We start from the raw sequence: 22118 nt of genomic DNA, 5'->3' as shown, positions 1-22118 counted from the left end.
CCGAAAATGTGAATTCGCAAGGAGCAAGAACATGAAAGCAGGCGCAAAACTGCCCGACGTGACTTTCCACACCCGCGTGCGCGACGACGCCGTAGAAGGCCCGAACCCGTTCCGTTGGGAAGACAGGACCACCGCAGACTATTTCGCAGGCAAGCGCGTGATTCTGTTCTCGCTGCCGGGCGCGTTCACCCCCACTTGCTCGACCTATCAGCTGCCGGGTTTCGAGAAGGGTTTTGACGAGTTCAGTGCCAACGGCATCGATGAAATTTACTGCCTGTCCGTCAACGACAGTTTTGTCATGAACAAATGGGCGCAGGACCAGAATCTGGAAAACGTCAAGGTGATCCCCGACGGCTCCGGCGAGTTCACCCGCAAGATGGGCATGCTGGTCGACAAGGACAATCTGGGATTTGGTATGCGTTCCTGGCGCTATGCGGCCATCGTCAAAGACGGTGTCGTCGAGGCATGGTTCGAAGAACCGGGCTTGATGGACAACTGCCCAGAAGACCCCTATGGCGTTTCGTCGCCGGAAACGCTGCTGCGGCATCTGACAGAGGCAAAAGAAGAAGCTTTCGCCTGATCCGCCAGACCGGCACAAAAACAAAACCCGCGGTGTTTCGCGGGTTTTTTTGTCAGGCTGCACGTGTCTTTTCGACGATATCCTGACCGACGTCGCGGATGATCCGAGCCAGGTTGTCGAACCACTCTGTCTCGCGGGTGGTTTCCCTTCGGATCAACCCTACGGTGCGGGACGGTTCCGGTTCGTTGAACCGGACCAGTTTCAAATCGGGAATGGCGGAGCATTCGGAACGGACCGACAATTCCGGCATCAACGTCAGCCCGAAACCTTCGGCAACCAGCCTCGTCAATGTGCCGAGCGATGACGCGCCCATATTGATCCCGCTGCTGTGGCGATCCTGCCCGCAGACCTCCAGCGCCTGATCGGTCAGGCAATGACCATCTTCAAGCAGCATCAGATGTGCCGTGTTCAGATCGATCGGACGCAGCATGTCCGGCCCGACGGTCAAGGACGTAAGGCGCGCGGCAGATCCCGCCAAAAGAAACCGGTCTTCAAAAAGGGCCGTTTCCACGAACCCGCTTTCACCGGTTGGCAGGGCGAGAACTGCGGCATCGATCTCGCCCGAGCGCAACGCCGCCAGCAACTGCCCGGTCCGGGCCTCGCGAATCTTTACGCGCAGTGACAGATCGCGCGCGCGCAAAGACGCCAACACCCCTGGCAACAAATACGGAGCCATGGTCGGTATCAGACCCAGAGAAAGCGAGCGATATCCCCGGCTTTGATCCCGCGCCAGACGGTCAAGCCGGTCGGCGGCCGTCAACACTTCGACGGCATGCGCCAGAACATCCCGCCCCAACGGCGTCAAAACGACGTCACGCGCCTGCCGTTCAACCAGCGCGCCGCCCATCAGATCTTCCAGCGCCTTGATCTGAACTGACAAAGCAGGCTGGGAGATATGGCAAACCGACGCGGCACGGCCGAAATTGCGTTTTTCGGCCAGCGCCTTGAAATACCGAAGTTGTCTGAGCGTGAAGGACATAACTGATACTTATCAAGGCGAGCCCTACTCGCAAGACTGAATTATCACAATTTGCCAACACAGGATGTGGTCACCGGGAAATCTGATCGAACCGCGCCGATTAACCAATCAACTGATCACTGTCCGCCTGCCGATCATAGTGCCGCTTCAACCTCTGCAAGGCTATACGCAGTACAATTTTCCCCGAGCGCGCCGACCAGCCCATCCGCTTTTCCGCAAGCTCCAGCCCCTCAAGATAACAACAGCACCGCAGCGCGACATCGCTCAATCCTGGCCCGAGATCCGCAAGGGCGTGCGCCACCCTGTCGCGCGCGCGTGACGATCCTCCCGGTCCGGTATCGCCGGCCGTGAAATCGCCGCTGCATCCAGCCGTCAGAAATCTTTCCCAGTTCTGGGTCACACTCGGCCCCATCTGCGCCAGCTCGAAATCTTCGCGCAATCGCTCCCCCGCGCGCACGAGCGTATCATTCAAAAAGGGTTTGCCTTCCCGGTCGCGGCGCCTGGCAAGTGCAACCAGCGGACTTTCAACAGCGGAATACCGAACCCGGCGGGGTCCGTCCTGGTTAAGGCCGTCGTCACATTTTTCGTCAACAGAAGCTCTTTTTCCGGAAAACTGAGCGGGCATCTCGGCAAAGCCGCAATCGTTGCGCACCCGGGCACGGTTTTCTTCATTCGCCAGAAGACGGCCCAATGCGTTGCGCCCGGCAGCGGTAATTTGGTACCGGCTGATACGCCCCGGATTGTCGCAGGAAATCCAGTCTTGCAACGCCAGGCCTTGCGCGATCTTGCATTCGACCACCGCAGTTCGCGTGGCCTCTCCTGCTCCTCCATCCCGAACCACGACTGCCTTGTCCATATCCTCGGCAACGGCCAGCACCGCACCGGATTCGCAAAGACGCCGCAAAACCCGTACCGCTTCCAGATTGAAGCGATCGGTTTTCGAACCCTCGTCGGAAGCAGTTGATTTCAGCTGCAAAGAAGCGTTCGGCCGAACCTTGATATCCTGACTGAAGGTCTTGAGCGGCGGAAAGTGTTCTTCGGCCAGAGATTGCAGGGCCGCATCAACCAATGGATCGTCGCGCCGCATTTCGATCTTGCGAATTTGGCGCAGGATCGTCGAGGCATGACAACCCGCCGAACGTGCCAAATCCCTGATCGACCGCCCGGCTTCGGTGTGGGCAAGGTAGCGTTGCGCACCTTCGGGAACCCAAGCCGGAACAGAGATAACAGTGCTGTTTTCCATAATTTCGCGCCCTCATCGATGTTGGTTCAATCTCAAATATGCCCGCGGATTTAAGGTTAACAAAATCTACCTAGAGTTGACTTTGTTACTTGTTCGTTAATGCGCGGCAGTACTGAGCAGAATTCGTTTAAAATGATAAACACTGGTGAAACCAACGCTCGCTTGTGATCCAGAAGACGCAACACTCGCTTAGGTTGTGCAATGACTGAATGCGGAACAACCACGAAATGGAGCCGGCATGCAGGACATTACCGCGATTTTGTCGAACCTTCGCCGCCCCCGATTGCTGATCCGCGCAGCAAGGCACGGGGCACAGGATTACAACCGGAACCGACACCTGCAAAGGCTTCTGGGATATGGCGCAATACCCGGTTCGGGTGCGGCGCTGATGCGCTTGATGGATATGGAGCGGGAAATTGACGAGCAGCGACGGTCGCACGATGCCGGCTATTCACTGGTCCGGCATCTGGACCTGTTAATCGCGCTCATGGGCGAGGCGCAACTGTATCAGGCCAGCCGCGCCCCCCAGATTTGATGATTACATGAAAGCGTCGGGCATCGACGCTTTCTTTTCCGCCACATAAGCGGTCAACGCCTCGTAAACTGCCGGGTCCATCTGAGGTTGCTGGTAATTGGTCAACAACTTTTCGACCCGCTGAGATGCCAGAACACGCGTGTCGCGGGCGCCTTCGTCTTCCCAGGTTTCGTATGGTTTATAGTCCAGCAGCTCGGTCTTCCAGAAAGCATCCTTGAAGTTCGCCTGCGTGTGCGCGCAGCCCAGGTAGTGCCCGCCCGGGCCAACTTCGCGGATGGCGTCCATGGCTTGTGCGTTCTGGTCATAGGCGACACCTTTGGCCAAACCGTGCAAAACGCCCAACTGATCTGCATCCATGACGAATTTCTCGAAATCGGCGACCAGTCCACCTTCGAGCCAGCCGCAGGCATGCAACATGAAATTCACGCCCGACAAAAGACCCATGTTGAGCGAATTGGCCGTTTCATAGGCCGCTTGCGCATCCGGCAGTTTCGAGCCGCAGAACGATCCGGCAGAGCGGAAAGGAACGCCAAGGCGACGCGCCAACTGGCCCGCGCCATATGTGATATGCGCCGCTTCGGGCGTCCCAAAGGTCGGCGCCCCGGAATTCATATCGATCGACGTCACAAAAGCGCCAAAAATCACCGGCGCTCCGGCGCGCACCAGCTGGGAATAGGCGATCCCGGTCATCACTTCTGCCAGAACCTGGGTCAGTGTCCCGGCCACCGAAACCGGTGCCATGGCACCGCCAACGATAAAGGGCGACACGATACAGGCCTGATTGTTTCTGGCATAAACCTCGAGCGATCCCATCATCACATCGTCGAATGTCATCGGCGAGTTGATGTTGGTCAGCGAAGTCATCACGGTGTTTTGCTGCACGAAGTCCTTGCCGAACAGAATCTCGCACATCTCGACCGAATCCTGCGCCCGGCTGGGATCGGTGACAGAGCCCATGAAGGGTTTGTCACTCAGCGTCATATGCGCCATCAGCATATCCAGATGACGCTTGTTCACTGGAATATCGGTCGGTTCACACACCGTGCCGCCCGAATGGTGCAGCCATTTGGACATATAGGCCAGTTTCACAAACTTGTTGAAATCGTCCATCGTCGCATAGCGGCGGCCACCTTGCGCATCGCGCACGAAGGGCGGGCCGTAAACCGGCGCAAGAACCAGATTGCGACCCCCGATTACCACCGATTTTTCGGTATTGCGGGCATGCTGAGTGAACTCGGCAGGCGCCGTCGCACAAAGCTTGCGCGCCAGACCACGCGGAATTCGGACCCGCTCGCCATCGACATCGGCGCCGGCTTGGCGCCACAGCTCAAGGGCTGCCGGGTTGTCGATAAAATTAACCCCGACCTCTTCGAGGATCGTTTCCGCGTTATGTTCGATGATTTCCAGCGCTTCCTCGTTCAGAACCTCGAAGTTCGGAATGTTGCGCTCGATATATTTCGCGGTGTCGATACGGACTGCGGTGCGTTCGGCCCGGCGGGCGGCGCCACCGCCACCTCTTGCCCTGCGCCGGGAGGTTGCCTCTGACATGAGAATTTCCCGTTTGGTTGGTTAGATTGACAAATTTGTTACAGGACCGCTCAGGGTACCAGCATATGATTTACGGCGCTCTGGGGGGAAAAGCGACATGCATAAGACATCTCCAGAACTTTGACCGCTCAGTCTTGTCCGGGCATGATAACACAATGACGACCAAAGATCAGGCGACCCCGCTGTACGAGGTTGAACAAAAAACCCTTGAGGCCGTCGAAATTGGTGCTGTCGCACATCTGTACCGTGGCGAAGTTTACCGCAGCACCATATGGGGTACGCGGTTGGACACGACGACAAATTGGGCGTCGTTACTTTGGGTGTTGCGCTGTCGGTTTCCTTCGCCTCTCCTGAGGCACCACCCTTACCGCTGGTCCATTGTCGCGTTCTGGAGCTACAGCGCAGACGCTACCCGTGCAACTCACCGCGGCAGCGCAATATCAGAGTCTATGGGGTAAGAGCGAACTCAAAGTGCTTTGACCATCGCCACCGAATTCCCAGAGACTTCAGATTCGACCCAGCCCAAATGGGTATAAATCGCGCGCGTGTTCTGCATCTGGCGATGGGTGCGCAATTCCATAGTGGTGCAACCGCTGTCCCGCGCCTCGGCCTCGGCAAGCTCCAGCAATCTTCCGGCAACCCCCTGCCCCTGCGCATCCGGCGACACCGCCAGATTGATGATCTTTGTCGCGCCGCCTTTCTGCGCAAACACTATCACACCGGCCATCAAGTCACCCAACCAAGCCAGAACCACGCGGTTGTCCGAAATCTCCTGCGCGATACCGGACGTTACATCAGGCAGATCGGCCAGAGTTTCGCGGGCTTCTGCATAGGCAGCCGCAATGCAGTCGGTAATCGCCGCGACATCCTCCTGCGTGGCGTTCATGAAACGAATGGCTGTCATGGATCGGATCTCCCTTTGCTTCTGGGCGAAAAACACCTTCATAGCGCTTGCACATAACCGCCGCGCAACCTAAGAGCCAGTCATGACCCAAGACACCCACGACCGCCTTCTGATCATCGACTTCGGCAGCCAGGTGACCCAGCTGATCGCACGCCGTTTGCGCGAGCTGAACGTCTATTGCGAAATCCACCCCTATCAGAATGTCACAATGGACTTTGTTCGCGAAATGGCGCCCAAAGCCGTGATATTCTCGGGCGGGCCGGACAGCGTGACCCGCGAGGGTTCGCCACGCGCGCCGCAAGGGATCTTTGACTACGGCGTGCCGATCCTCGGCATCTGCTATGGTCAGCAGGTGATGATGCAGCAATTGGGCGGCAAGGTCGAAGGCGGCAAGATCTCGGGCGGTGGCGGCACTGCCGAATTTGGGCGCGCCTTTGTAACGCCGGGCCAATCACTTGATATTCTGGATGGCTGGTTCGCCAATGGTGACGAACAGGTCTGGATGAGCCACGGGGACCATGTCAGCCAGTTGGCGCCGGGTTTCGAAGTGTTTGGCACCTCACCCAACGCGCCTTACGCAATCACTGCGGATACGGACCGTCAATTCTACGCCGTGCAGTTCCACCCCGAGGTCCATCACACGCCCAAGGGTGCCAAGCTCTACGAAAATTTTGTAAAGTTGGCGGGATTCACAGGCGACTGGACGATGGGAGCCTATCGCGAGCAAGCCATCGAGGAAATTCGCCAACAGGTGGGTGACAAGAAGGTCATCTGTGGCCTGTCCGGCGGGGTTGATTCCTCGGTCGCGGCGATTCTGATCCACGAGGCGATCGGTGACCAGCTGACCTGCGTCTTTGTCGACCACGGACTTCTGCGCAAGAACGAAGCGCAGGAAGTCGTTTCAATGTTCAGGGACAACTACAACATCCAGTTGATCCATGCCGATGAATCCGAGTTGTTCCTTGGAGAGCTCGAGGGCCAGAGCGACCCGGAAACCAAACGCAAGATTATCGGAAAGCTGTTCATCGACGTGTTCCAAAAACACGCCGACACTATTGAAGGCGCCGAATTTCTTGCTCAGGGAACGCTTTATCCGGACGTGATAGAATCGGTCTCGTTCAGCGGTGGCCCCTCGGTCACCATCAAGTCGCACCACAATGTAGGCGGGCTTCCCGAAAAGATGGGGCTGAAGCTGGTCGAACCCCTGCGAGAGTTGTTCAAGGACGAGGTTCGCGCGTTGGGCCGCGAACTGGGGCTGCCGCAAAGCTTTATTGGCCGCCACCCCTTCCCCGGACCGGGCCTTGCCATCCGCTGCCCCGGCGAGATTACCCACGAGAAACTGGAAATCCTGCGCGAAGCGGATGCCGTTTATATCGATCAGATCCGCAAGCACGGCCTTTACGATGAAATCTGGCAGGCCTTCGTGGCGATCCTGCCCGTTCGTACCGTCGGTGTGATGGGCGATGGGCGGACCTATGACTATGCCTGCGCGTTGCGGGCGGTAACCTCGGTCGACGGCATGACCGCGGACTACTATCCGTTCAGTCACGAATTCCTGGGCGAAACCGCCACGAGGATCATCAACGAGGTCAAGGGCATCAACCGCTGCACCTATGATATCACCTCGAAACCGCCGGGGACCATCGAGTGGGAATGAACCGAGGATGCCGGGCAATCGCCCGGCATTTTTTTTGGCTCAGGCAAAGCCCTCGCCGATTATTTCTTGACCTTGTTGCCGGTTCCGGTCCCTCGTGTCAGCCGGGAGAGTGACGTGCAGCAAGACGGTGTTCAGATAGGCAAGGCGGCCCTGTGGATGACCGGGGCAATCGCCTCTTTCTCATCGATGGCGATTGCCGGTCGCGAATTGAGCGTTGCCCACGATACTTTCGAAATCATGATGTATCGAAGCCTTGTGGGTGTTCTGATCGTTTCAATTGCTCTCACCGTCACCCGGAACTGGTCACAGGTCTCGACCCGCCGGTTTGGGTTGCACGTGATTCGCAACACCGTTCATTTCACCGGGCAAAACCTGTGGTTCTACGCCGTCACCGCGACTCCACTGGCCCAGGTATTCGCGCTGGAGTTCACTCAGCCATTGTGGGTGATCGTCTTGTCGCCTTTTCTGTTGGGCGAACGGCTGACACCCAGCCGTGCCGCCGCCGCCATGATCGGTTTTGTCGGAATACTGATCGTCGCGCGTCCCGGTGCAACTCCACTAAGCCTCGGCGTTCTGACCGCCGGTCTGTCAGCGGTGTTCTTTGCGCTGACCACGATAACAACGAAAAAGCTGACCGGTATTGCCAGCATCGGCTGCATCATGTTCTGGTTGACCGTTATGCAATTGTTTCTTGGGTTTGCGGCATCCGGAGCGGATGGGGAAATTGCCTTGCCAAGCCTGCAGTCTGCACCTTTCCTGATCCTTGTCGGCCTTGCCGGATTACTGGCGCATTTCTGCATCACCAATGCGCTGGCCATAGCTCCGGCAACAGTCGTAGTGCCGATTGATTTCGTGCGGCTTCCGACCATTGCCGTCATTGGAATGCTTCTTTACGGCGAACAGCTTGATATCTGGGTCCTGGCCGGATCGGTCCTGATCCTGGGCGCGAATTACATGAACATCTGGCAGGAAAGCCGTGGCAGTGGGGCAACACTTTTCAAAAGGTGACAAAATCTTAACGCGCCGTCAGCAATTGACCGCTCAAATCAACGACGAATAGCTTACGGGTCCATAATCGGACGAAATTGGGCGTGAAGATCACTGGAAAGCGAGTTCAGATCGCGATTTGGTACAACAGGGAGGCAGGAATGAAGATCGCACTAACAAGTGCACTGGCGTTGGGAGTGGGAGCAACGGCAGGTTTTGCAGGCGGAATTGACCGATCAGGTCAGGGTATCAATATCCTTTTTGAAAGTGGCGATGTCGTACAATTTAGGCTGGGTTATACATCACCGGATGTAAGTGGCACCATGCCCAGTCTGACGACCGGTCAGCCCGTTGATTCCGGCAACGTGGCGAACAGCTTCATTACGCCTCACCTTGCCTACAAAGCGGCAATCACCGAGAATTTGGATCTCGCCATCATATACGATGAGCCATTTGGGGCCGATATCGACTATGCTGCGACTTACCCGCTTTCGATCAACCCGGTTCCCGGCGGACGAAGCGACGTTCTTCGGGCCAAAGCCGATGTCGATGCAATTACCGCGTTACTGCGTTACAAGTTCGACAACGGGCTTAGCGCGATCGGCGGGCTGCGCGCGCAACGTGTAAAAGCGTCCGTGGCTGTCCCTATTGCTGCCGGCTATCAGGTCGATACCGATGCGAGCACCGATTTGGGGTACATCGTCGGTATCGCATGGGAAAGGCCGGACATTGCGGCACGGGTCGCGCTGACCTACAATTCAAAGGTTTCGCACGATCTGTCTCAAACCGAGTCTTTGAACCCGCCCCCGCCGCTTGTTCCACCAGGCACCGTTGCAACCTTCGACACATCCAGTCAGGTCGAGTTGCCGCAATCAATCAATCTCGACTTCCAGACTGGCGTCGCGCCGCGTACTTTGTTGTTCGGGACAGTTCGCTGGGTGGATTGGCCACAACTGGTATATGACCCGCCAAACTATCCTCCGACTTCCAACCTTGTTGACTACGAAGATGCAACCATCACCTATTCTCTTGGTCTGGGTTATCAGTTTACTGATGAATTCTCAGGTGCGGTAACCTTGGGCTATGAACCAGCCAATGGGTCAATTGTTTCGAATCTGGGACCAACTGATGGCTTTTGGAGCATTGGGCTGGGCGGCACCTATACGATTGAAAACGCAAAAATTTCGGGTGGGGTCCGCTATACCGATATTGGCGATGCGACAGCCAGTGGCGCTGGCCCGGGTCTAAGAGCCGATTTCACCGGAAACAGCGCTTGGAGTGTGGGCTTCCAGATCACTTATGCTCTGAACTAGTGACTGTTCCATAACATCCAGAACGCCCCGCCTGAACTGCGGGGCGTTTTCTATGCGCAATATCCGGGTCGCACCACCCCCCGGTCTTGCGGCACTACACATCCATGATGCAACAGAAATCCATTTCTCCGCGGGCCTGGGCTGAACTGATCCTACTGGGCGTGATCTGGGGCGCTTCCTTTGTTTCCATCCGGGTCGCCCTGGATGAAGTTCCTGTTCTGACCTCGGTTCTTCATCGTACCTTCTGGGCCATGTGCCTTCTGTGGTTCGTCGTATTTCGGTCGCGCCTGCACCTGCCCCGCACGCCGGGAATTTGGGCGGCCTTTCTGGTAATGGGTCTTCTCAACAACGCCATTCCATTTGGCCTGATGGCCTGGGGGCAACTCTATATCGAAAGCGGTCTTACTTCGATTCTGAACGCCGCCACGGCCATTTTCGGCGTGCTTGTGGCTGCCGCCATTTTCCCGGATGAAAGATTGACCGCCCACCGCATGATTGGTGTGGTCCTTGGTTTTTTGGGCGTCGCCACCGCGATCGGCTTGCGAAACTTCACGGGTTTCGATTTGCGCAGCACAGCGCAACTGGCGATTCTTGCAGGCGCGTTTTCATATGCCTGCGCCGGGGCATGGGCCCGTATCAAGCTGTCGCATCTGCCTCCGCAAGTTGCTGCCGCCGGAATGCTAAGCGGTTCAACGGTAATCCTGCTGCCGATAACACTGATGGTCGACGGAGTTCCTGCCTTCAATCTGGAACCGGTAACGTGGGTCGCGATCGGTTATTATTCGTTGGTTGCTACCGCCGGGGCGTATCTGCTGTACTACCGCGTCCTGGCGATGGCAGGCAGCGGCAATCTGATGCTTGTGACGCTCATCATCCCCCCAGTCGCGATCGTGCTTGGAGCCTGGCTGCGCAACGAAACCCTGCCTTCTCAGGCGTTTGCCGGGTTTGTCTTGCTGGGGCTCGGATTGATCATTCTCAACCGGTCCGGGCGCGGTCCCGATTGACGCCGCCTGCCCCCCGAATTAGCAAGGACGCAAAAGGAAGGTGGGGCATGATCTACGGCTCGGCAAAGGACTGGCGTCAGGCGCCACGGAAGAAGGTGCTGTTTTTTGGCATGTCGGGGCTGGGCAAAACCTATGTTTCGAACATCCTGCGCGACCAGGGGCAGTGGTTTCACTATTCCATCGACTACCGCATCGGCACCAGGTACATGGGCGAATACATTACCGACAACGCCAAAGCCGAAGCGATGAAGGTTCCCTTCCTGCGCGACTTGCTGCTGTCGGATTCAATCTATATCGGATCGAACATTTCGTTCGAAAATCTGACCCCTGTTGCGGCCTATCTCGGCAAGCCCGGCGATCCTGCCCGTGGTGGCCTGGAGATCACTGAATACCGGCGCCGGCAAGAACAGTTCCGCCTGGCCGAAATCCACGCGCTGCTCGATACCGAGTATTTCATAGACCGGGCGCAACGGCTTTATGGCTATCCACATTTCATCTGCGACACCGGTGGCTCAATCTGTGAATGGGTCGATCCCGAAGACCCCAGGGACCAGGTCCTTTCCGAACTGTCGCGCCACACTCTGATGATCTGGATCAAGGGGGATGAAGCACATACCGAAAATCTGATCCGCCGCTTCGACAAAGCGCCAAAACCGATGTCCTATCAGCCCGAATTTCTGAATCGGGTCTGGAATGAATACCTGACCCGGAATGCCTGCGCCGCCGGCGATGTTGATCCTGATGCGTTCATCCGCTGGACCTATGCCCAGGCTCTTGCGCATCGCCAACCCCGATACGAAGCCATGGCAAGGAACTGGGGCGTCGCCATCAGCGCCGACGATATCGCGGCGATACGCGATGCCGGTGATTTCGACGAATTGATCGAACACACCCTTGAGACCCGTGCCCGGGATGTCTAATTACCTGAATTCATTCGCAACGTAAAAGACCACGCCAATGCCCATCAAGATCCCATCCGACCTGCCCGCCTATGACGTCCTGACCAAAGAGGGCGTTATGGTCATGTCCGAGGATCAGGCAATGCGGCAGGATATCCGGCCCCTTCACATCGGTTTGCTGAATCTCATGCCAAAGAAGATCCAGACCGAAAACCAGTTCGCGCGTCTGATCGGGGCCACGCCGCTCCAGATCGAGCTGAGCCTGATCCGCATGACCGAACATCAGACCAGGAATACCGCCGCCGAACATATGGAGGAGTTCTATCGTCCGTTTCAGGAGGTCAGAGACAAAAAATTCGACGGTTTGATCATCACCGGCGCCCCCATCGAACATCTGGAATTCGGCGATGTCACCTATTGGGACGAAATGCGTGAGGTCTTCGACTGGACCCAGACAAACGTGCATTCCACATTTGGTGTGTGCTGGGGCGGCATGGCCATGATCAACCATTTCCATGGCGTCAAAAAACACATGCTGGACGCCAAGGCATTCGGGTGTTTTCGTCACGTGAACCTGTCGCCGGCATCGCCATTTCTGCGCGGGTTTTCCGATGATTTCGTCATCCCCGTCAGCCGCTGGACTGAGATGAAGCAAAACGAGATCGACGCGGCCCCCGCCTTGCGCACCTTGCTGGGCAGCGACGAGGTCGGGCCTTGCCTGGTCGAAGATGCCGCGCATCGGGCGCTCTATATCTTCAATCATTTCGAGTATGACAGCGACACGCTGAAACAGGAATTTGATCGTGACGTGTCAAACGGGACACCGATCAACGTCCCGATCAACTATTACCCGGACGATGATCCATCCTGCACACCGCAGAACCGCTGGCGCAGCCACGCGCATCTGCTTTATGGTAACTGGATCAACGAAATTTATCAGACAACACCCTTCGATCTGGATGAAATTGGCCGCTAAACTGTTGATATCCATCGGACTTGCAACTGCGGGTCTGGCGGCGCTGACAACATGGCGCGCGGAACAGCTTGAGGCACGCGCCGAAGCGGAATTTCCTCCCGAAGGCCAATTCGTGACTGTGAACGGCGTGCAGGTTCATGCGGTCGTCATGGGACATGGCCCGGATGTTGTGCTGATCCACGGCTCGTCCGGCAATACGCGCGACATGACCTTTGCGCTGGCTCCGGCACTGGCCGAAACCTATCGGGTGATCGTCTTTGACCGTCCGGGGCTGGGTTATTCCGAGACCTTCAACCCGGATGGCGAAACCATTTTTGAACAGGCCGACATCCTGCAGAAAGCCGCCGCACAGCTAGGTGCGGAACGGCCCATCGTGGTGGGTCAGAGCTATGGCGGCGCAGTGGCTCTGGCCTGGGCCGTCGAACACCCGAACAACATTGCCGCACTCGTTCCGGTCGCTGCGGCTTCGAATCCCTGGTCGACCCCTCTGGATCTCTACAATCGCATCGCATCTCACCCGGTGGGTTCCAGACTGTTGCCGCCGCTGATCACGGCCTTCGTGCCCGATGCCTTTATCGACAGCACACTCGACACTGTATTTGCCCCGCAGGTTGTGCCGGAAGGTTATACGAGCCATTTCGGCCCCGGCCTTACCCTGCGCCGCGAATCCATGCGGGCCAATGCCCGGCAACGGGCCAATCTTCTGGACGAGCTTCACGCGCTGTACCCGCGCTATGAGAATATCAGTGTACCGACCGAAATCATTCACGGAAGCGCAGACGACACTGTCGAGGTTGATCTTCATTCCGATTTACTTGCCCGCCAGATTCCGGGCGCCAACCTGACCATCGTTGAGGATATGGGGCACATGCCGCAAGTTGTCTCTGTTCCTGAAGTCGTCGCAGCCATCAACCGTGTGGCGGAACGCGCGGGTTTGCGTTAATCGGATTCACATTCCATAGTAAGATACGGAATTCATTGGGAGGCACCGAATGGCCAAACCAAAAAGCGACGCGATAACCGCATATTTTCAGAACGAAGCACCTGATGATATCCGAGCAGCCATCAGCGGGGTCGAGAAGAAAGAAGTTCTGTCGCCCACCTACCCTCATCGCGAGCCGATGAAAGGCAAGGATTACGACCGGGAAATGGAGTACCTTCAGATCGAGCTGGTAAAGCTGCAATCCTGGGTCAAGGAAACTGGAAAGCGGATCGCCATCATTTTTGAAGGGCGCGACGCCGCTGGCAAGGGCGGCACCATCAAGCGCTTTCGCGAAAACCTGAATCATCGTGGCGCCCGCGTCGTCGCGCTGTCGAAACCATCCGACGCCGAACGCACTCAATGGTATTTTCAACGCTACATTCATCACCTGCCATCCGCCGGCGAGATCGTGTTCTTTGACCGCAGCTGGTACAACCGTGGCGTTGTGGAGCATGTCTTCGGCTTTTGCGAGGAAGCCGAGCGTGAACGCTTTTTCCGACAGGTCACACCGCTGGAGCAGGGGCTGGTGAACGACGGCATCCAACTGTTCAAATTCTGGCTCAATGTCGGTCGCGCCGAACAACTGCGACGATTTCTGGCGCGGGAAAACGACCCGCTGAAACACTGGAAACTGAGTCCCATCGACGTCAGGGGATTGGGAAAATGGGATGCATATTCCAATGCGATTTCGGAAACCTTGACCCGCAGCCATTCGGATGTCAGCCCGTGGATCATCGTGCGTTCCGACGATAAAAAGCGGGCTCGGCTGGCTGCGATCCGAACCGTTCTGAATGCGGTCGATTATGACGAAAAGGATGAAAAGGCCATTGGTCAGGTCGATCTGAAAATCTGCGGAGGCCCGGAAATCTGGGATGTCTAAACGCGGCTATCATCATGGGAATCTCAAACAGGCTTTGATCGACGCCGCACTCAAGCTGATCGAGGAAAAGGGGCCGACCGGATTTACCTTGTCCGAAGCGGCCAAGACTGCGGGCGTAACCCCGGCGGCGGTCTATCGCCATTTCGAAGGACGCGAAGATCTGATTGCCGAAGCTGCGCGACAGGGGTTCGAGATGTTCGCCGACCTGATGCAATACGCCTATGACAAGGGCCAGCCTTCGGCCTTGGCCGCGTTCGAGGCGACGGGGCGCGCGTATCTGGCCTTTGCCCGAAAGCATCCGGGGCACTACATTTCAATGTTCGAAAGCGGAATTTCTTTGAACCGGACACCGCAACTTGCCGCGGCCGCGAACCGCGCCAAGACCGTTCTGGAAACGGCGGCAGCCGATCTGTCGCAACACATCCCGCCGGAAAAACGCCCCCCCGCCTCCATGTTCAGCGCCCATATCTGGGCTATGAGCCATGGTGTGGTCGAGCTTTATGCCCGCAACACCGGCACCGCATCCCCCTTCCCGCCCGAGGATCTGTTGGAATCGGGGATCGGCATCTATTTACGCGGGCTTGGACTGATTGCGCCGGATGGCTAGCCAATTTGGCCGGCATATTCAGAACCTCGGGCTGGGATGAGGCTGGCGCAGCGGCGAACTCACGTTGATAAGGTCAATGGTTCCCATGCCCTTGATTTCCGCAGGCCCCAAGTCAGACACCTGGAACTCGTCAATCAGCGCGAATTTCATTTCCTCCGGCGCCACGATCTTCATCGGATGGGCAAAAACCTGAAGCCGCGAAGCCATGTTCACTGCCGGGCCGAACACGTCATAGACGTATTTCTGGATACCGACGACCGAACCGACGGCGGCCCCCGTTCCTAGGCCGATCCGTGCACGCCATTTATGCGGATGGCTTTCATTCCGCCGTTCCAGATATCTCAGAAACCGCGTCGCGCAATGCGCGACGGCGGTTGCATGGTCAGGGGTCGGGTCAGGCATGCCGGACACCGCCAGATAGGCGTCACCGATGGTTTTGATCCGCTCGCATCCGAACTGTTCGACGATCCGGTCAAAGGCAGTAAAAATGTCGTTCAATTCCCCCAGCGTGATCGTCGGATCGGTCTTCGCCGCGAAATCGGTGAAATCAACAAAGTCCAGCATCACGACCGAGACGCTCTCAAACAACTGCGGAGTAACGACGCCAAACGTCTTGAATTCCTCATAAACCGATCTGGGCATGAGGTTCAAAAGCAGCCGCTCCACCCTTTCCTTTTCGCGCTCAAGCTCACGCGTGTTGCGCTCGACCATGGTCGAGTAGCTGTCGATCATGCTTTCCAATTCACGGATGCGGGTAATATTCTGGCATTCGACGACAAGAATTTTTTCGTCCAAGGAATTGGCCAGTGAAATAGCAATCGCAAAAACCAGCGTGCGCCGCTTGGGTTTGATCTGCAGCTCGACCGTATAGCGCAGACCGTTGTTGCGTACATTGTCCAGCTCCTCCGGGTCCAGCCCCTGCAGCACGTCGGTCAGACGGGCTCCGGCATCCGGCGAACCGAACCATTCGGCAAACGGTTCGTTCTGAAAAACGAATGTCAGATCCGAGACACGGACCACTGCAATTCCGACACCGATTGCACGCAACAGATGCTCGTTGATGGCGGCAATACTCATGCCGCATCTCGTACGACGATAATGGACCGTTTTCCTTCGATGGCGGCCAAGGCCGTACCGATGTCCTCTTCCGACATGCCATGTTCGGCCAAGGCATTAGCAAACAAGTTGGCCATCTCATCGAAATCAGTGTGGCTGATATTGAGATTTCGATGAACCGCTTCAATCCTCTCGTCGCTAAACGAGGCAGGACCGCCGACCAAAGATGATATGAATTTGGTCTGATGATCCATCAGCCTCGGCATGTCGATATCCGCGAAATAGTCTCCAATCTGGTCGGAATCCAAAGCCATTTCATAAAAGGTCATCACGATCCGGCTGATGGTTTTGAAACCACCGTATTTTTCATAAATCGTTTGACTCATGGCACCGTTCCGCAAGTTTCACTGCAATTAGTCGTTAACTCTAAATCAAAGACGCCCTTTTGTTAAACCTTTTGGGTATTTTGCTCTGGCAATAAAAAGGCAGCCGCCGTTGCGGGATGGCTTGGCAGGTGTTAACAGCGCACAAGCGAGCTCCGTTTTCGGCAGGGTTATGAAACTTTTTCTCATCAATTTGGATCGTGCGGTCGATCGCCGCGATTATATGTTGTCGGAACTGCATCGGCTGTTACCGGACGCACAGGTGGAGCGCGCGCTTTGCGTCGATATCAAATCCGACAATTGGGAACCCCCGTCCAACGTAACGCCCGGAAAATGGAGCAGTGACCGTTGGTCTCTGCCACCCAGTGATATTGAAATCTTTCGCAGCCACATGGATTGCTGGCAGAAAATAGCAACAACTGGCGAACCGGGTATCGTACTGGAAGACGATCTTCTGTTCTCGAATGATTTCAAGACAGTATTTGATCTTCTTAATAGCCAAAGACCGTCTGCACTGATCCGTCTGGACGGGGTGCACTTTCCCTTGATCCTGGCCCCGTCGGACATTTCGGTTGGCAGTTTTGGACTGTCTCGCGTGCTGTCGATCGCGGCCAGTGCCGCTGCCTACTATCTGGACCCCGTTGTTGCAAAAAATCTGCTGAACGCGGCTCGGATCGATCGGACAGTTGATGATTATCTGTTTGACCCGGACTCAGCCGAACGCGGCGCACGCGGGCATAACCTGCCGATTTATCAGCTGGAACCCGCCGTGGCCGTCCAAGCCGAATGGGGCGCAATTAGTGACCCGGGCCGGGACACGCCGGCCTTTCTGAAAACAACCAAACGCGTGGACGCACCAACCCGCCGAGATCGCTCGTATGTAGGGCCTTGGCCCTATCGGCTGCGCAAAGAGCTTTATCGGGCGATTCACAAACACCGGCGCAAGCGGCGCCTTGAACGCGTCGAAAAATCCGGTGGTCGCTGGGGCGCTCCAGAACTCAGCCCGGATTTGCGTTGGGACTGAAGCGCATCCGCCGCCACCTGCATCTGCACCCACTAAAAAGCCAATAATACCCAGCTTCGATAGACATGAGCTTGCAAAAAAAGGCCGCGCCCTTGGCGCGGCCTTTTTCAAATCTTGGGACCCAAAGTTTAACGCTTCGAGAACTGGAACGAACGACGTGCTTTGCGCTTACCGTATTTCTTACGTTCCACAACGCGGCTGTCGCGGGTCAGGAAACCTGCGGCTTTCAGAGCGCCACGCAGGTTGGGATCGTACAGTTGCAGGGCTTTCGAGATGCCATGCTTGACCGCACCGGCCTGACCGGTCAGGCCGCCGCCCTTGACGGTTGCGACAACGTCGAACTCACCTTCCACACCGGCCACCTGCATGGGCTGGCGCAGGATCAGCTGCAGAACGGGACGCGCAAAATAGACGTCCTGGTCCTTGCCGTTCACGGTGACCTTGCCGGAGCCCGGCTTGATCCAGACACGGGCAACAGCGTCTTTGCGCTTGCCGGTGGCATAGGAACGGCCCAGCTCGTCACGCACGGGTTCACGCGCGATGACTTCTTCGGCCACGGTTTCAACGCCTGCGACGGCGCTCAGCTCTTCGAGAGTATTGATCTGATCAGCCATCGGTCATTAGCTCCGGGTGTTTTTCTTGTTCATGGACTTGACGTCCAGAACTTCGGGTGCTTGCGCCTCATGGGGATGCTCGGCACCGGCATAAACGCGCAGGTTGGTCATCTGCTGGCGCGCCAGACGGTTGCCCGGCAGCATGCGCTTGACCGCTTGGGTCACAACGCGCTCGGGGTGTGCACCTTCCAGGATCTGCTGTTTGGTGCGCGACTTGATGCCGCCCGGATGGCCGGTGTGCCAATAGAAGTTTTCTTCGCGCTTCTTACCGGTCATCTGGATTTTGTCAGCGTTGATCACGATGACATTGTCGCCCATGTCCATGTTCGGGGTGAACGACGCTTTGTGCTTGCCACGCAGACGCATGGCGACGATCGAGGCAAGACGGCCCAGAACAACGCCCTCGGCGTCGATCAGGATCCACTTCTTGTCGATGTCTGCAGGTGTTGCAGAAAAGGTTTTCATGGCAGGATAGTCCTGTTTGATGTGAAAGACCGCCCCAAGGCGGAGCGGCCCGAATTCGATGGATGCGTATCTAGACACCCAAAGGTGTCTCGTCAAGCAACACAATTCGAATTAAATGACGTTAAATCAATGAATTACAAAATAGGTATTATTTTACCCCACATCAGACGCTGATTTGCTCGGGCGGATTGTCCAGCAATGCGCGTAACCGCAGCATTGCATCCTCGAATTTCTCAAGCGAAACATGCCCATTGACCGCGATCCGAACGGCGTTGGGCGCGCGACCATCCCGCAAGGCGAACTCATCAGCCGAGCGCACCTGGATCCCCTCGCGCTCGGCAGCGCGGCTGAAGGCGGCGGATCGCCAGCCAGAGGGCAGGCTCAGCCAGACAAACGGCACCTCGGCGTCCCAGTTCAGGTCAAACCCGCCCAACGCGTTGACCGCCACCCGGATGTAATCCCCCATCTTCCTGCGCACGTTCCGGGCCAGTTTGCGGGCGCCGGGGTCGCTCAGCATCAGGCGGGTCAGTTCCGCCAGCGGTTGCGCCAACCCGAAATACCCGTATTCAGCCGAGCGCCGCAAATCCACCGCGCGATCCTTCGGCGCGATCGCGAACCCGACCCGCAAGGCGGGCGTCAGCGTTTTCGAGATCGACGACACGTGCCACCCGCGTTCCGGAGCCAACGCGCGATAGCTGGGCGCGCGGGCATCGCCCATGCGGTAACAGTCATCCTCGACGATTTGCAGATCGTGTTTGCGCGCGACCTCAACCACCTCTTTGCGCCGCTCCAGCGGAGAATGGCCGCCCGTCGGGTTCTGAACCTCGGGCGAGACACACACCGCCTGCGCCGGGGTCTGCCGCAGCACATGGTCCAGCGCTTCGGCGTTTATTCCCCATTTATCCATCTTCACACCGATGACATCGGCCCGCATCAACTCACCGGCGCGGCGGAACCCGGCATAGGACAGGTCTTCGACCAGAACGACGGGTTTGGGCCCCTTCAATATGGTTTGAAACACCACGCACAGACCGCTTTGCCCGCCATGGGTCAGTACGATATCATCCGCCGTCACTGCCCCCAACGGCAGATCGGACAACCATTCAACCACCGCCTGCCGCACGGGCAGATAGGCGCTGCGCGTCGGGTAGTTCATGAACATCCGCGGATCGCCCTGCGCGATCTTCAAAAGGCAGTCCCGGATCAGCGCCACCTGCCCCACATCCGGCAAACGCGGGCTGAACAGGCTGACATTGGCATCGTGGTTTTCATCCTGCAAGTGCAGTTGCCGCGACCAGACATCATCTAGAATCGGAGATTTCGGTGGCGCCACAAATGTACCGCGCCCCACTTCTGCCAGCAGCAACCCTTCGTCTGTCAGAATGGTGTAGGCGCGCGCAACCGTGCCTGGCGTAATTTTCAGCCGGTACGCCAGATCCCGCACCGGAGGCAGCTTGACGCCAACCTCCAGCGATTTGTTTTCAATGGCTTTTCGAATCGTATCGGCGACCAGAGTATATTTTGGCTCCTTGGATTGCGGCAACGATTCCGGCCAAATTGTACCCATTACAATTCTTCCTTTGCATTTAGCTCAATACAGAATGTACCAAGCACATGTACCGAACAATTCAACTTTGTGTCAATACAATTTGGAAAGGAAACCTGTCATGACACGCGCAATGCACAACCCCGCCCTGTCGCTGCTGAACGCCAGCCCCCGGCTGCCGCTGATCGCCGCTCTGGCCGTGCGTTTCGCAGCGACCGTGACACGTTGGGAGCAACGCCGCCGCAGCCGGATCAATCTGAGCCGTCTTGATGACCGGCTCCTTAAGGATGTGGGTCTGACGCATATGCAGTCGCGACGCGAAACGAGGCTTCGCTTCTGGCAGATATGAGATATCCCCAGTCCCTTTTCGGGACAATTCCTGGGCCGGGGTTGGACCCCGGCCTTTTTTATCCCGCCGACGCCGCCACCGACTCGGCGGGCGGAATGGAATAAGTCATCGTCGCGCGCGCCACGGGTTTGTCGCTCCCCTCGGAATACATCAGGATATCCCCCACCGCCAAAGTCCGCCCAAGTTTGAGCAACCGGCATTTAGCGATCATCTGTGCCGCACCGTCCGGCTTGCGCATGAAATCCATCGAACAATTCGTGGTAACAGCCAGCGCCATTCGCCCCAGCCGTGCCAGAACCATCGCGTAGACGCAGACATCCGCCAAAGCGAACATTGCGGGGCCAGAAACCGTTCCGCCCGGGCGCAAATGCCGCTCACCCGTCAGAAGCCGCATGGTCACGGTTTCATCGGTTAGATCATCGATGGCAAAATCTTCTCTGACTTGCGGAAAAACCTCGGCCAGGTAGTCCGCCAACTCCTCCTTGTTCATTGCCAAAGACATTCTTCCCCTCCTCCGGTTCTGCCTCTAGAGTTGCCCCGACTTAAGCGGAGAGGGCAAGATGACAATTCTGGAACGTCACGACACAGGCGCGGTTCGGCATCTGCAACTGAACGCTCCGGACCGGTTGAACGCGCTCAGCGATGAGATGCTCGCGGCGCTGCAGGCGGAATTGGATGCGTTGCAAGATGCGACGGAAATACGTGCCGTGATTCTGTCAGGGGCGGGCAAGGCGTTTTGTGCAGGACATGATCTGAAGCAGATGACTGCCGGGCGGCAAAGCGTGGACATGGGGCGTGCATATTTCAAGGATCTTTTCGACCGCTGCGCGCGCGTGATGATGACAATCCAACAGATACCGCAACCCGTTATCGCACAGGTGCACGGTATTGCCACTGCCGCCGGGTGTCAGCTTGTCGCCACCTGTGATCTAGCGATTGCTGCCGAAGGTACCCGTTTCGGCGTGAATGGCGTCAACATCGGTTTGTTCTGCTCGACCCCCATGGTTGCGCTGAGCCGGAACATTCCACGCAAACAGGCCTTCGAAATGCTGACCACAGGTCAGTTTGTCGACGCGGCCCGCGCCTCCGAGCTTGGCCTGGTCAACCGCGTGGTTCCTCCGCAGGATCTTGCGTCGGAGACGCAAAACCTTGCCGAACTTGTGGCCTCGAAACTTGGCAGTGCGGTCAAGATCGGCAAGCAGGCATTTTATCAGCAGATACCGATGCCGTTGGATCAGGCCTATGCCTTTACGGGGGATGTCATGGTCGAAAATATGCTGAACCGCGATACCGAGGAAGGCATTTCCGCCTTTATCGAAAAACGGAATCCGAACTGGAAACAATAACCCAACACCCCGGCCACTAGATCGAATTGTTAATACCTTATCCATTCACTATTGAAGATTTTCCTTTCCAAAATCGCCACAATGTGTCAAGGATTTGGTAAGGCTAAGGCCTTGACGACACTTTTGGGTCGCCGTGAGCGGAAGGTCCCTCCAAGCCGGTTTCTCTCACCGGCGTAGACATTCCCGCAACGGCGACCCCAAGTTCCCCTACATATGACCAAAGCTCTTTCAGGCGTTGCAC

At 57.1% G+C, this 22118-nt stretch carries 24 protein-coding genes and 1 pseudogene; 15 read left to right on the top strand and 10 right to left on the bottom strand.

Annotation, left to right across the window (positions count from 1 at the left end):
• Nucleotides 1-31 precede the first annotated feature (31 nt).
• A complete protein-coding gene (locus ACR0AO_RS04950) occupies nt 32-580 on the top strand; it encodes a redoxin family protein (protein ID WP_480600557.1) in 549 nt (182 codons plus the stop codon).
• A 52-nt stretch (nt 581-632) separates the two neighbouring features.
• Here the strand turns inward: ACR0AO_RS04950 and ACR0AO_RS04945 are convergent, their stop codons facing one another.
• The gene (locus ACR0AO_RS04945; RefSeq protein WP_480600555.1) at nt 633-1559 is read right to left on the bottom strand and encodes a LysR substrate-binding domain-containing protein; all 927 of its coding nucleotides are present in this window, start codon (nt 1557-1559) and stop codon (nt 633-635) included.
• Nucleotides 1560-1659: 100 nt separating this feature from the next.
• A complete protein-coding gene (locus ACR0AO_RS04940; protein WP_480600552.1) occupies nt 1660-2802 on the bottom strand; it encodes a DUF6456 domain-containing protein in 1143 nt (380 codons plus the stop codon).
• Between the two features lie 238 nt (nt 2803-3040).
• Here ACR0AO_RS04940 and ACR0AO_RS04935 point away from each other — a divergent pair, with 238 nt between their 5' ends.
• Entirely contained in the window at nt 3041-3337 is a 297-nt protein-coding gene (locus ACR0AO_RS04935; RefSeq protein ID WP_480600549.1) for a DUF6477 family protein, read from the top strand.
• Between the two features lie 3 nt (nt 3338-3340).
• Here the strand turns inward: ACR0AO_RS04935 and ACR0AO_RS04930 are convergent, their stop codons facing one another.
• Nucleotides 3341-4885, bottom strand: a complete 1545-nt coding sequence (locus ACR0AO_RS04930) for a trimethylamine methyltransferase family protein (RefSeq protein WP_480600546.1) — start codon at nt 4883-4885, stop codon at nt 3341-3343.
• Between the two features lie 155 nt (nt 4886-5040).
• Between ACR0AO_RS04930 and ACR0AO_RS04925 the strand changes: the two are divergent.
• Nucleotides 5041-5297 (top strand): annotated as a pseudogene (locus ACR0AO_RS04925) (DUF2270 domain-containing protein); the annotation flags it as partial.
• A gap of 54 nt (nt 5298-5351) precedes the next feature.
• On the opposite strand, the gene ACR0AO_RS04920 reads toward ACR0AO_RS04925, so the two are convergent.
• Nucleotides 5352-5789, bottom strand: coding sequence for a GNAT family N-acetyltransferase (locus ACR0AO_RS04920; RefSeq protein ID WP_480600543.1), 438 nt, complete (start codon nt 5787-5789; stop codon nt 5352-5354).
• An 82-nt stretch (nt 5790-5871) separates the two neighbouring features.
• Between ACR0AO_RS04920 and guaA the strand changes: the two genes are divergently transcribed.
• The 9 genes from guaA (at nt 5872) to ACR0AO_RS04875 (ending at nt 15094) form a co-directional block, all read left to right on the top strand.
• Nucleotides 5872-7446, top strand: coding sequence for a glutamine-hydrolyzing GMP synthase (gene guaA / locus ACR0AO_RS04915; RefSeq protein WP_480600541.1), 1575 nt, complete (start codon nt 5872-5874; stop codon nt 7444-7446).
• Between the two features lie 114 nt (nt 7447-7560).
• Nucleotides 7561-8454, top strand: a complete 894-nt coding sequence (locus ACR0AO_RS04910) for a DMT family transporter (protein ID WP_480600538.1) — start codon at nt 7561-7563, stop codon at nt 8452-8454.
• Nucleotides 8455-8594: 140 nt separating this feature from the next.
• On the top strand, nt 8595-9746 hold the full coding sequence (locus tag ACR0AO_RS04905) for an OmpP1/FadL family transporter (protein WP_480600536.1): 1152 nt from the start codon (nt 8595-8597) through the stop codon (nt 9744-9746).
• Between the two features lie 104 nt (nt 9747-9850).
• On the top strand, nt 9851-10750 hold the full coding sequence (locus tag ACR0AO_RS04900) for a DMT family transporter (RefSeq protein WP_480600533.1): 900 nt from the start codon (nt 9851-9853) through the stop codon (nt 10748-10750).
• Nucleotides 10751-10797: 47 nt separating this feature from the next.
• A complete protein-coding gene (locus ACR0AO_RS04895; RefSeq protein WP_480600529.1) occupies nt 10798-11670 on the top strand; it encodes an ATPase in 873 nt (290 codons plus the stop codon).
• 37 nt (nt 11671-11707) lie between these two features.
• Nucleotides 11708-12625: a homoserine O-acetyltransferase MetA gene (gene metA / locus ACR0AO_RS04890; RefSeq protein WP_480600526.1), complete on the top strand. Its 918-nt coding sequence runs from the start codon at nt 11708-11710 to the stop codon at nt 12623-12625.
• Nucleotides 12609-13568 carry an alpha/beta fold hydrolase gene (locus tag ACR0AO_RS04885; RefSeq protein WP_480600523.1) on the top strand — a complete coding sequence of 320 codons (960 nt, stop codon included), beginning with the start codon at nt 12609-12611 and terminating at the stop codon, nt 13566-13568. Before metA ends, ACR0AO_RS04885 begins: the two co-directional genes overlap by 17 nt.
• 49 nt (nt 13569-13617) lie before the next feature.
• Nucleotides 13618-14487 carry a polyphosphate kinase 2 gene (gene ppk2, locus ACR0AO_RS04880; RefSeq protein WP_480600521.1) on the top strand — a complete coding sequence of 290 codons (870 nt, stop codon included), beginning with the start codon at nt 13618-13620 and terminating at the stop codon, nt 14485-14487.
• On the top strand, nt 14480-15094 hold the full coding sequence (locus tag ACR0AO_RS04875; RefSeq protein ID WP_480600518.1) for a TetR/AcrR family transcriptional regulator: 615 nt from the start codon (nt 14480-14482) through the stop codon (nt 15092-15094). The genes ppk2 and ACR0AO_RS04875 overlap by 8 nt, the downstream gene beginning before the upstream one ends.
• Nucleotides 15095-15112: 18 nt before the next feature.
• Here the strand turns inward: ACR0AO_RS04875 and ACR0AO_RS04870 are convergent, their stop codons facing one another.
• A complete protein-coding gene (locus tag ACR0AO_RS04870; protein WP_480600515.1) occupies nt 15113-16171 on the bottom strand; it encodes an adenylate/guanylate cyclase domain-containing protein in 1059 nt (352 codons plus the stop codon).
• Nucleotides 16168-16536 carry a group I truncated hemoglobin gene (locus ACR0AO_RS04865; protein ID WP_480600512.1) on the bottom strand — a complete coding sequence of 123 codons (369 nt, stop codon included), beginning with the start codon at nt 16534-16536 and terminating at the stop codon, nt 16168-16170. The genes ACR0AO_RS04870 and ACR0AO_RS04865 overlap by 4 nt, the downstream gene beginning before the upstream one ends.
• A gap of 109 nt (nt 16537-16645) precedes the next feature.
• On the opposite strand from ACR0AO_RS04865, the gene ACR0AO_RS04860 reads away from it, so the two are divergent.
• Nucleotides 16646-17557: a glycosyltransferase family 25 protein gene (locus tag ACR0AO_RS04860; RefSeq protein WP_480600508.1), complete on the top strand. Its 912-nt coding sequence runs from the start codon at nt 16646-16648 to the stop codon at nt 17555-17557.
• 128 nt (nt 17558-17685) lie between these two features.
• Here ACR0AO_RS04860 and rpsI read toward each other — a convergent pair whose 3' ends face one another.
• The 3 genes from rpsI to ACR0AO_RS04845 form a co-directional block, all read right to left on the bottom strand.
• Nucleotides 17686-18171 (bottom strand): 30S ribosomal protein S9, encoded by a 486-nt coding sequence (gene rpsI / locus ACR0AO_RS04855; protein ID WP_480600506.1) that lies wholly within the window; start codon nt 18169-18171, stop codon nt 17686-17688.
• Nucleotides 18172-18177: 6 nt separating this feature from the next.
• Nucleotides 18178-18636, bottom strand: a complete 459-nt coding sequence (gene rplM, locus ACR0AO_RS04850; protein WP_039536983.1) for a 50S ribosomal protein L13 — start codon at nt 18634-18636, stop codon at nt 18178-18180.
• A gap of 163 nt (nt 18637-18799) precedes the next feature.
• Nucleotides 18800-20203 (bottom strand): aminotransferase-like domain-containing protein, encoded by a 1404-nt coding sequence (locus tag ACR0AO_RS04845; protein WP_480600504.1) that lies wholly within the window; start codon nt 20201-20203, stop codon nt 18800-18802.
• A gap of 100 nt (nt 20204-20303) precedes the next feature.
• Here ACR0AO_RS04845 and ACR0AO_RS04840 point away from each other — a divergent pair, with 100 nt between their 5' ends.
• Nucleotides 20304-20531: a DUF1127 domain-containing protein gene (locus ACR0AO_RS04840; RefSeq protein WP_480600501.1), complete on the top strand. Its 228-nt coding sequence runs from the start codon at nt 20304-20306 to the stop codon at nt 20529-20531.
• 58 nt (nt 20532-20589) lie between these two features.
• On the opposite strand, the gene ACR0AO_RS04835 is transcribed toward ACR0AO_RS04840, so the two are convergent.
• Nucleotides 20590-21033 carry a PaaI family thioesterase gene (locus tag ACR0AO_RS04835; RefSeq protein WP_480600498.1) on the bottom strand — a complete coding sequence of 148 codons (444 nt, stop codon included), beginning with the start codon at nt 21031-21033 and terminating at the stop codon, nt 20590-20592.
• Nucleotides 21034-21091: 58 nt separating this feature from the next.
• On the opposite strand from ACR0AO_RS04835, the gene ACR0AO_RS04830 reads away from it, so the two are divergent.
• Entirely contained in the window at nt 21092-21877 is a 786-nt protein-coding gene (locus tag ACR0AO_RS04830) for an enoyl-CoA hydratase (protein WP_480600495.1), read from the top strand.
• Nucleotides 21878-22118: the final 241 nt, after the last annotated feature.

It is taken from the genome of Ruegeria sp. AF8 (assembly GCF_056541825.1).
This window is presented reverse-complemented; position numbering and strand designations above follow the sequence as displayed.

Coding starts and splice junctions, on each gene's coding strand:
- ACR0AO_RS04945 (WP_480600555.1), bottom strand. CDS start 1,559: ATGTCCTTCACGCTCAGACAACTTCGGTATTTCAAGGCGCTGGCCGAA.
- ACR0AO_RS04840 (WP_480600501.1), top strand. CDS start 20,304: ATGACACGCGCAATGCACAACCCCGCCCTGTCGCTGCTGAACGCCAGC.
- rpsI (WP_480600506.1), bottom strand. CDS start 18,171: ATGGCTGATCAGATCAATACTCTCGAAGAGCTGAGCGCCGTCGCAGGC.
- ACR0AO_RS04885 (WP_480600523.1), top strand. CDS start 12,609: ATGAAATTGGCCGCTAAACTGTTGATATCCATCGGACTTGCAACTGCG.
- ACR0AO_RS04930 (WP_480600546.1), bottom strand. CDS start 4,885: ATGTCAGAGGCAACCTCCCGGCGCAGGGCAAGAGGTGGCGGTGGCGCC.
- ACR0AO_RS04875 (WP_480600518.1), top strand. CDS start 14,480: ATGTCTAAACGCGGCTATCATCATGGGAATCTCAAACAGGCTTTGATC.
- ACR0AO_RS04830 (WP_480600495.1), top strand. CDS start 21,092: ATGACAATTCTGGAACGTCACGACACAGGCGCGGTTCGGCATCTGCAA.
- ACR0AO_RS04950 (WP_480600557.1), top strand. CDS start 32: ATGAAAGCAGGCGCAAAACTGCCCGACGTGACTTTCCACACCCGCGTG.
- metA (WP_480600526.1), top strand. CDS start 11,708: ATGCCCATCAAGATCCCATCCGACCTGCCCGCCTATGACGTCCTGACC.
- ACR0AO_RS04865 (WP_480600512.1), bottom strand. CDS start 16,536: ATGAGTCAAACGATTTATGAAAAATACGGTGGTTTCAAAACCATCAGC.
- rplM (WP_039536983.1), bottom strand. CDS start 18,636: ATGAAAACCTTTTCTGCAACACCTGCAGACATCGACAAGAAGTGGATC.
- ACR0AO_RS04870 (WP_480600515.1), bottom strand. CDS start 16,171: ATGAGTATTGCCGCCATCAACGAGCATCTGTTGCGTGCAATCGGTGTC.
- ACR0AO_RS04895 (WP_480600529.1), top strand. CDS start 10,798: ATGATCTACGGCTCGGCAAAGGACTGGCGTCAGGCGCCACGGAAGAAG.
- ACR0AO_RS04845 (WP_480600504.1), bottom strand. CDS start 20,203: ATGGGTACAATTTGGCCGGAATCGTTGCCGCAATCCAAGGAGCCAAAA.
- ACR0AO_RS04920 (WP_480600543.1), bottom strand. CDS start 5,789: ATGACAGCCATTCGTTTCATGAACGCCACGCAGGAGGATGTCGCGGCG.
- ppk2 (WP_480600521.1), top strand. CDS start 13,618: ATGGCCAAACCAAAAAGCGACGCGATAACCGCATATTTTCAGAACGAA.
- ACR0AO_RS04940 (WP_480600552.1), bottom strand. CDS start 2,802: ATGGAAAACAGCACTGTTATCTCTGTTCCGGCTTGGGTTCCCGAAGGT.
- guaA (WP_480600541.1), top strand. CDS start 5,872: ATGACCCAAGACACCCACGACCGCCTTCTGATCATCGACTTCGGCAGC.
- ACR0AO_RS04835 (WP_480600498.1), bottom strand. CDS start 21,033: ATGTCTTTGGCAATGAACAAGGAGGAGTTGGCGGACTACCTGGCCGAG.
- ACR0AO_RS04900 (WP_480600533.1), top strand. CDS start 9,851: ATGATGCAACAGAAATCCATTTCTCCGCGGGCCTGGGCTGAACTGATC.
- ACR0AO_RS04935 (WP_480600549.1), top strand. CDS start 3,041: ATGCAGGACATTACCGCGATTTTGTCGAACCTTCGCCGCCCCCGATTG.
- ACR0AO_RS04905 (WP_480600536.1), top strand. CDS start 8,595: ATGAAGATCGCACTAACAAGTGCACTGGCGTTGGGAGTGGGAGCAACG.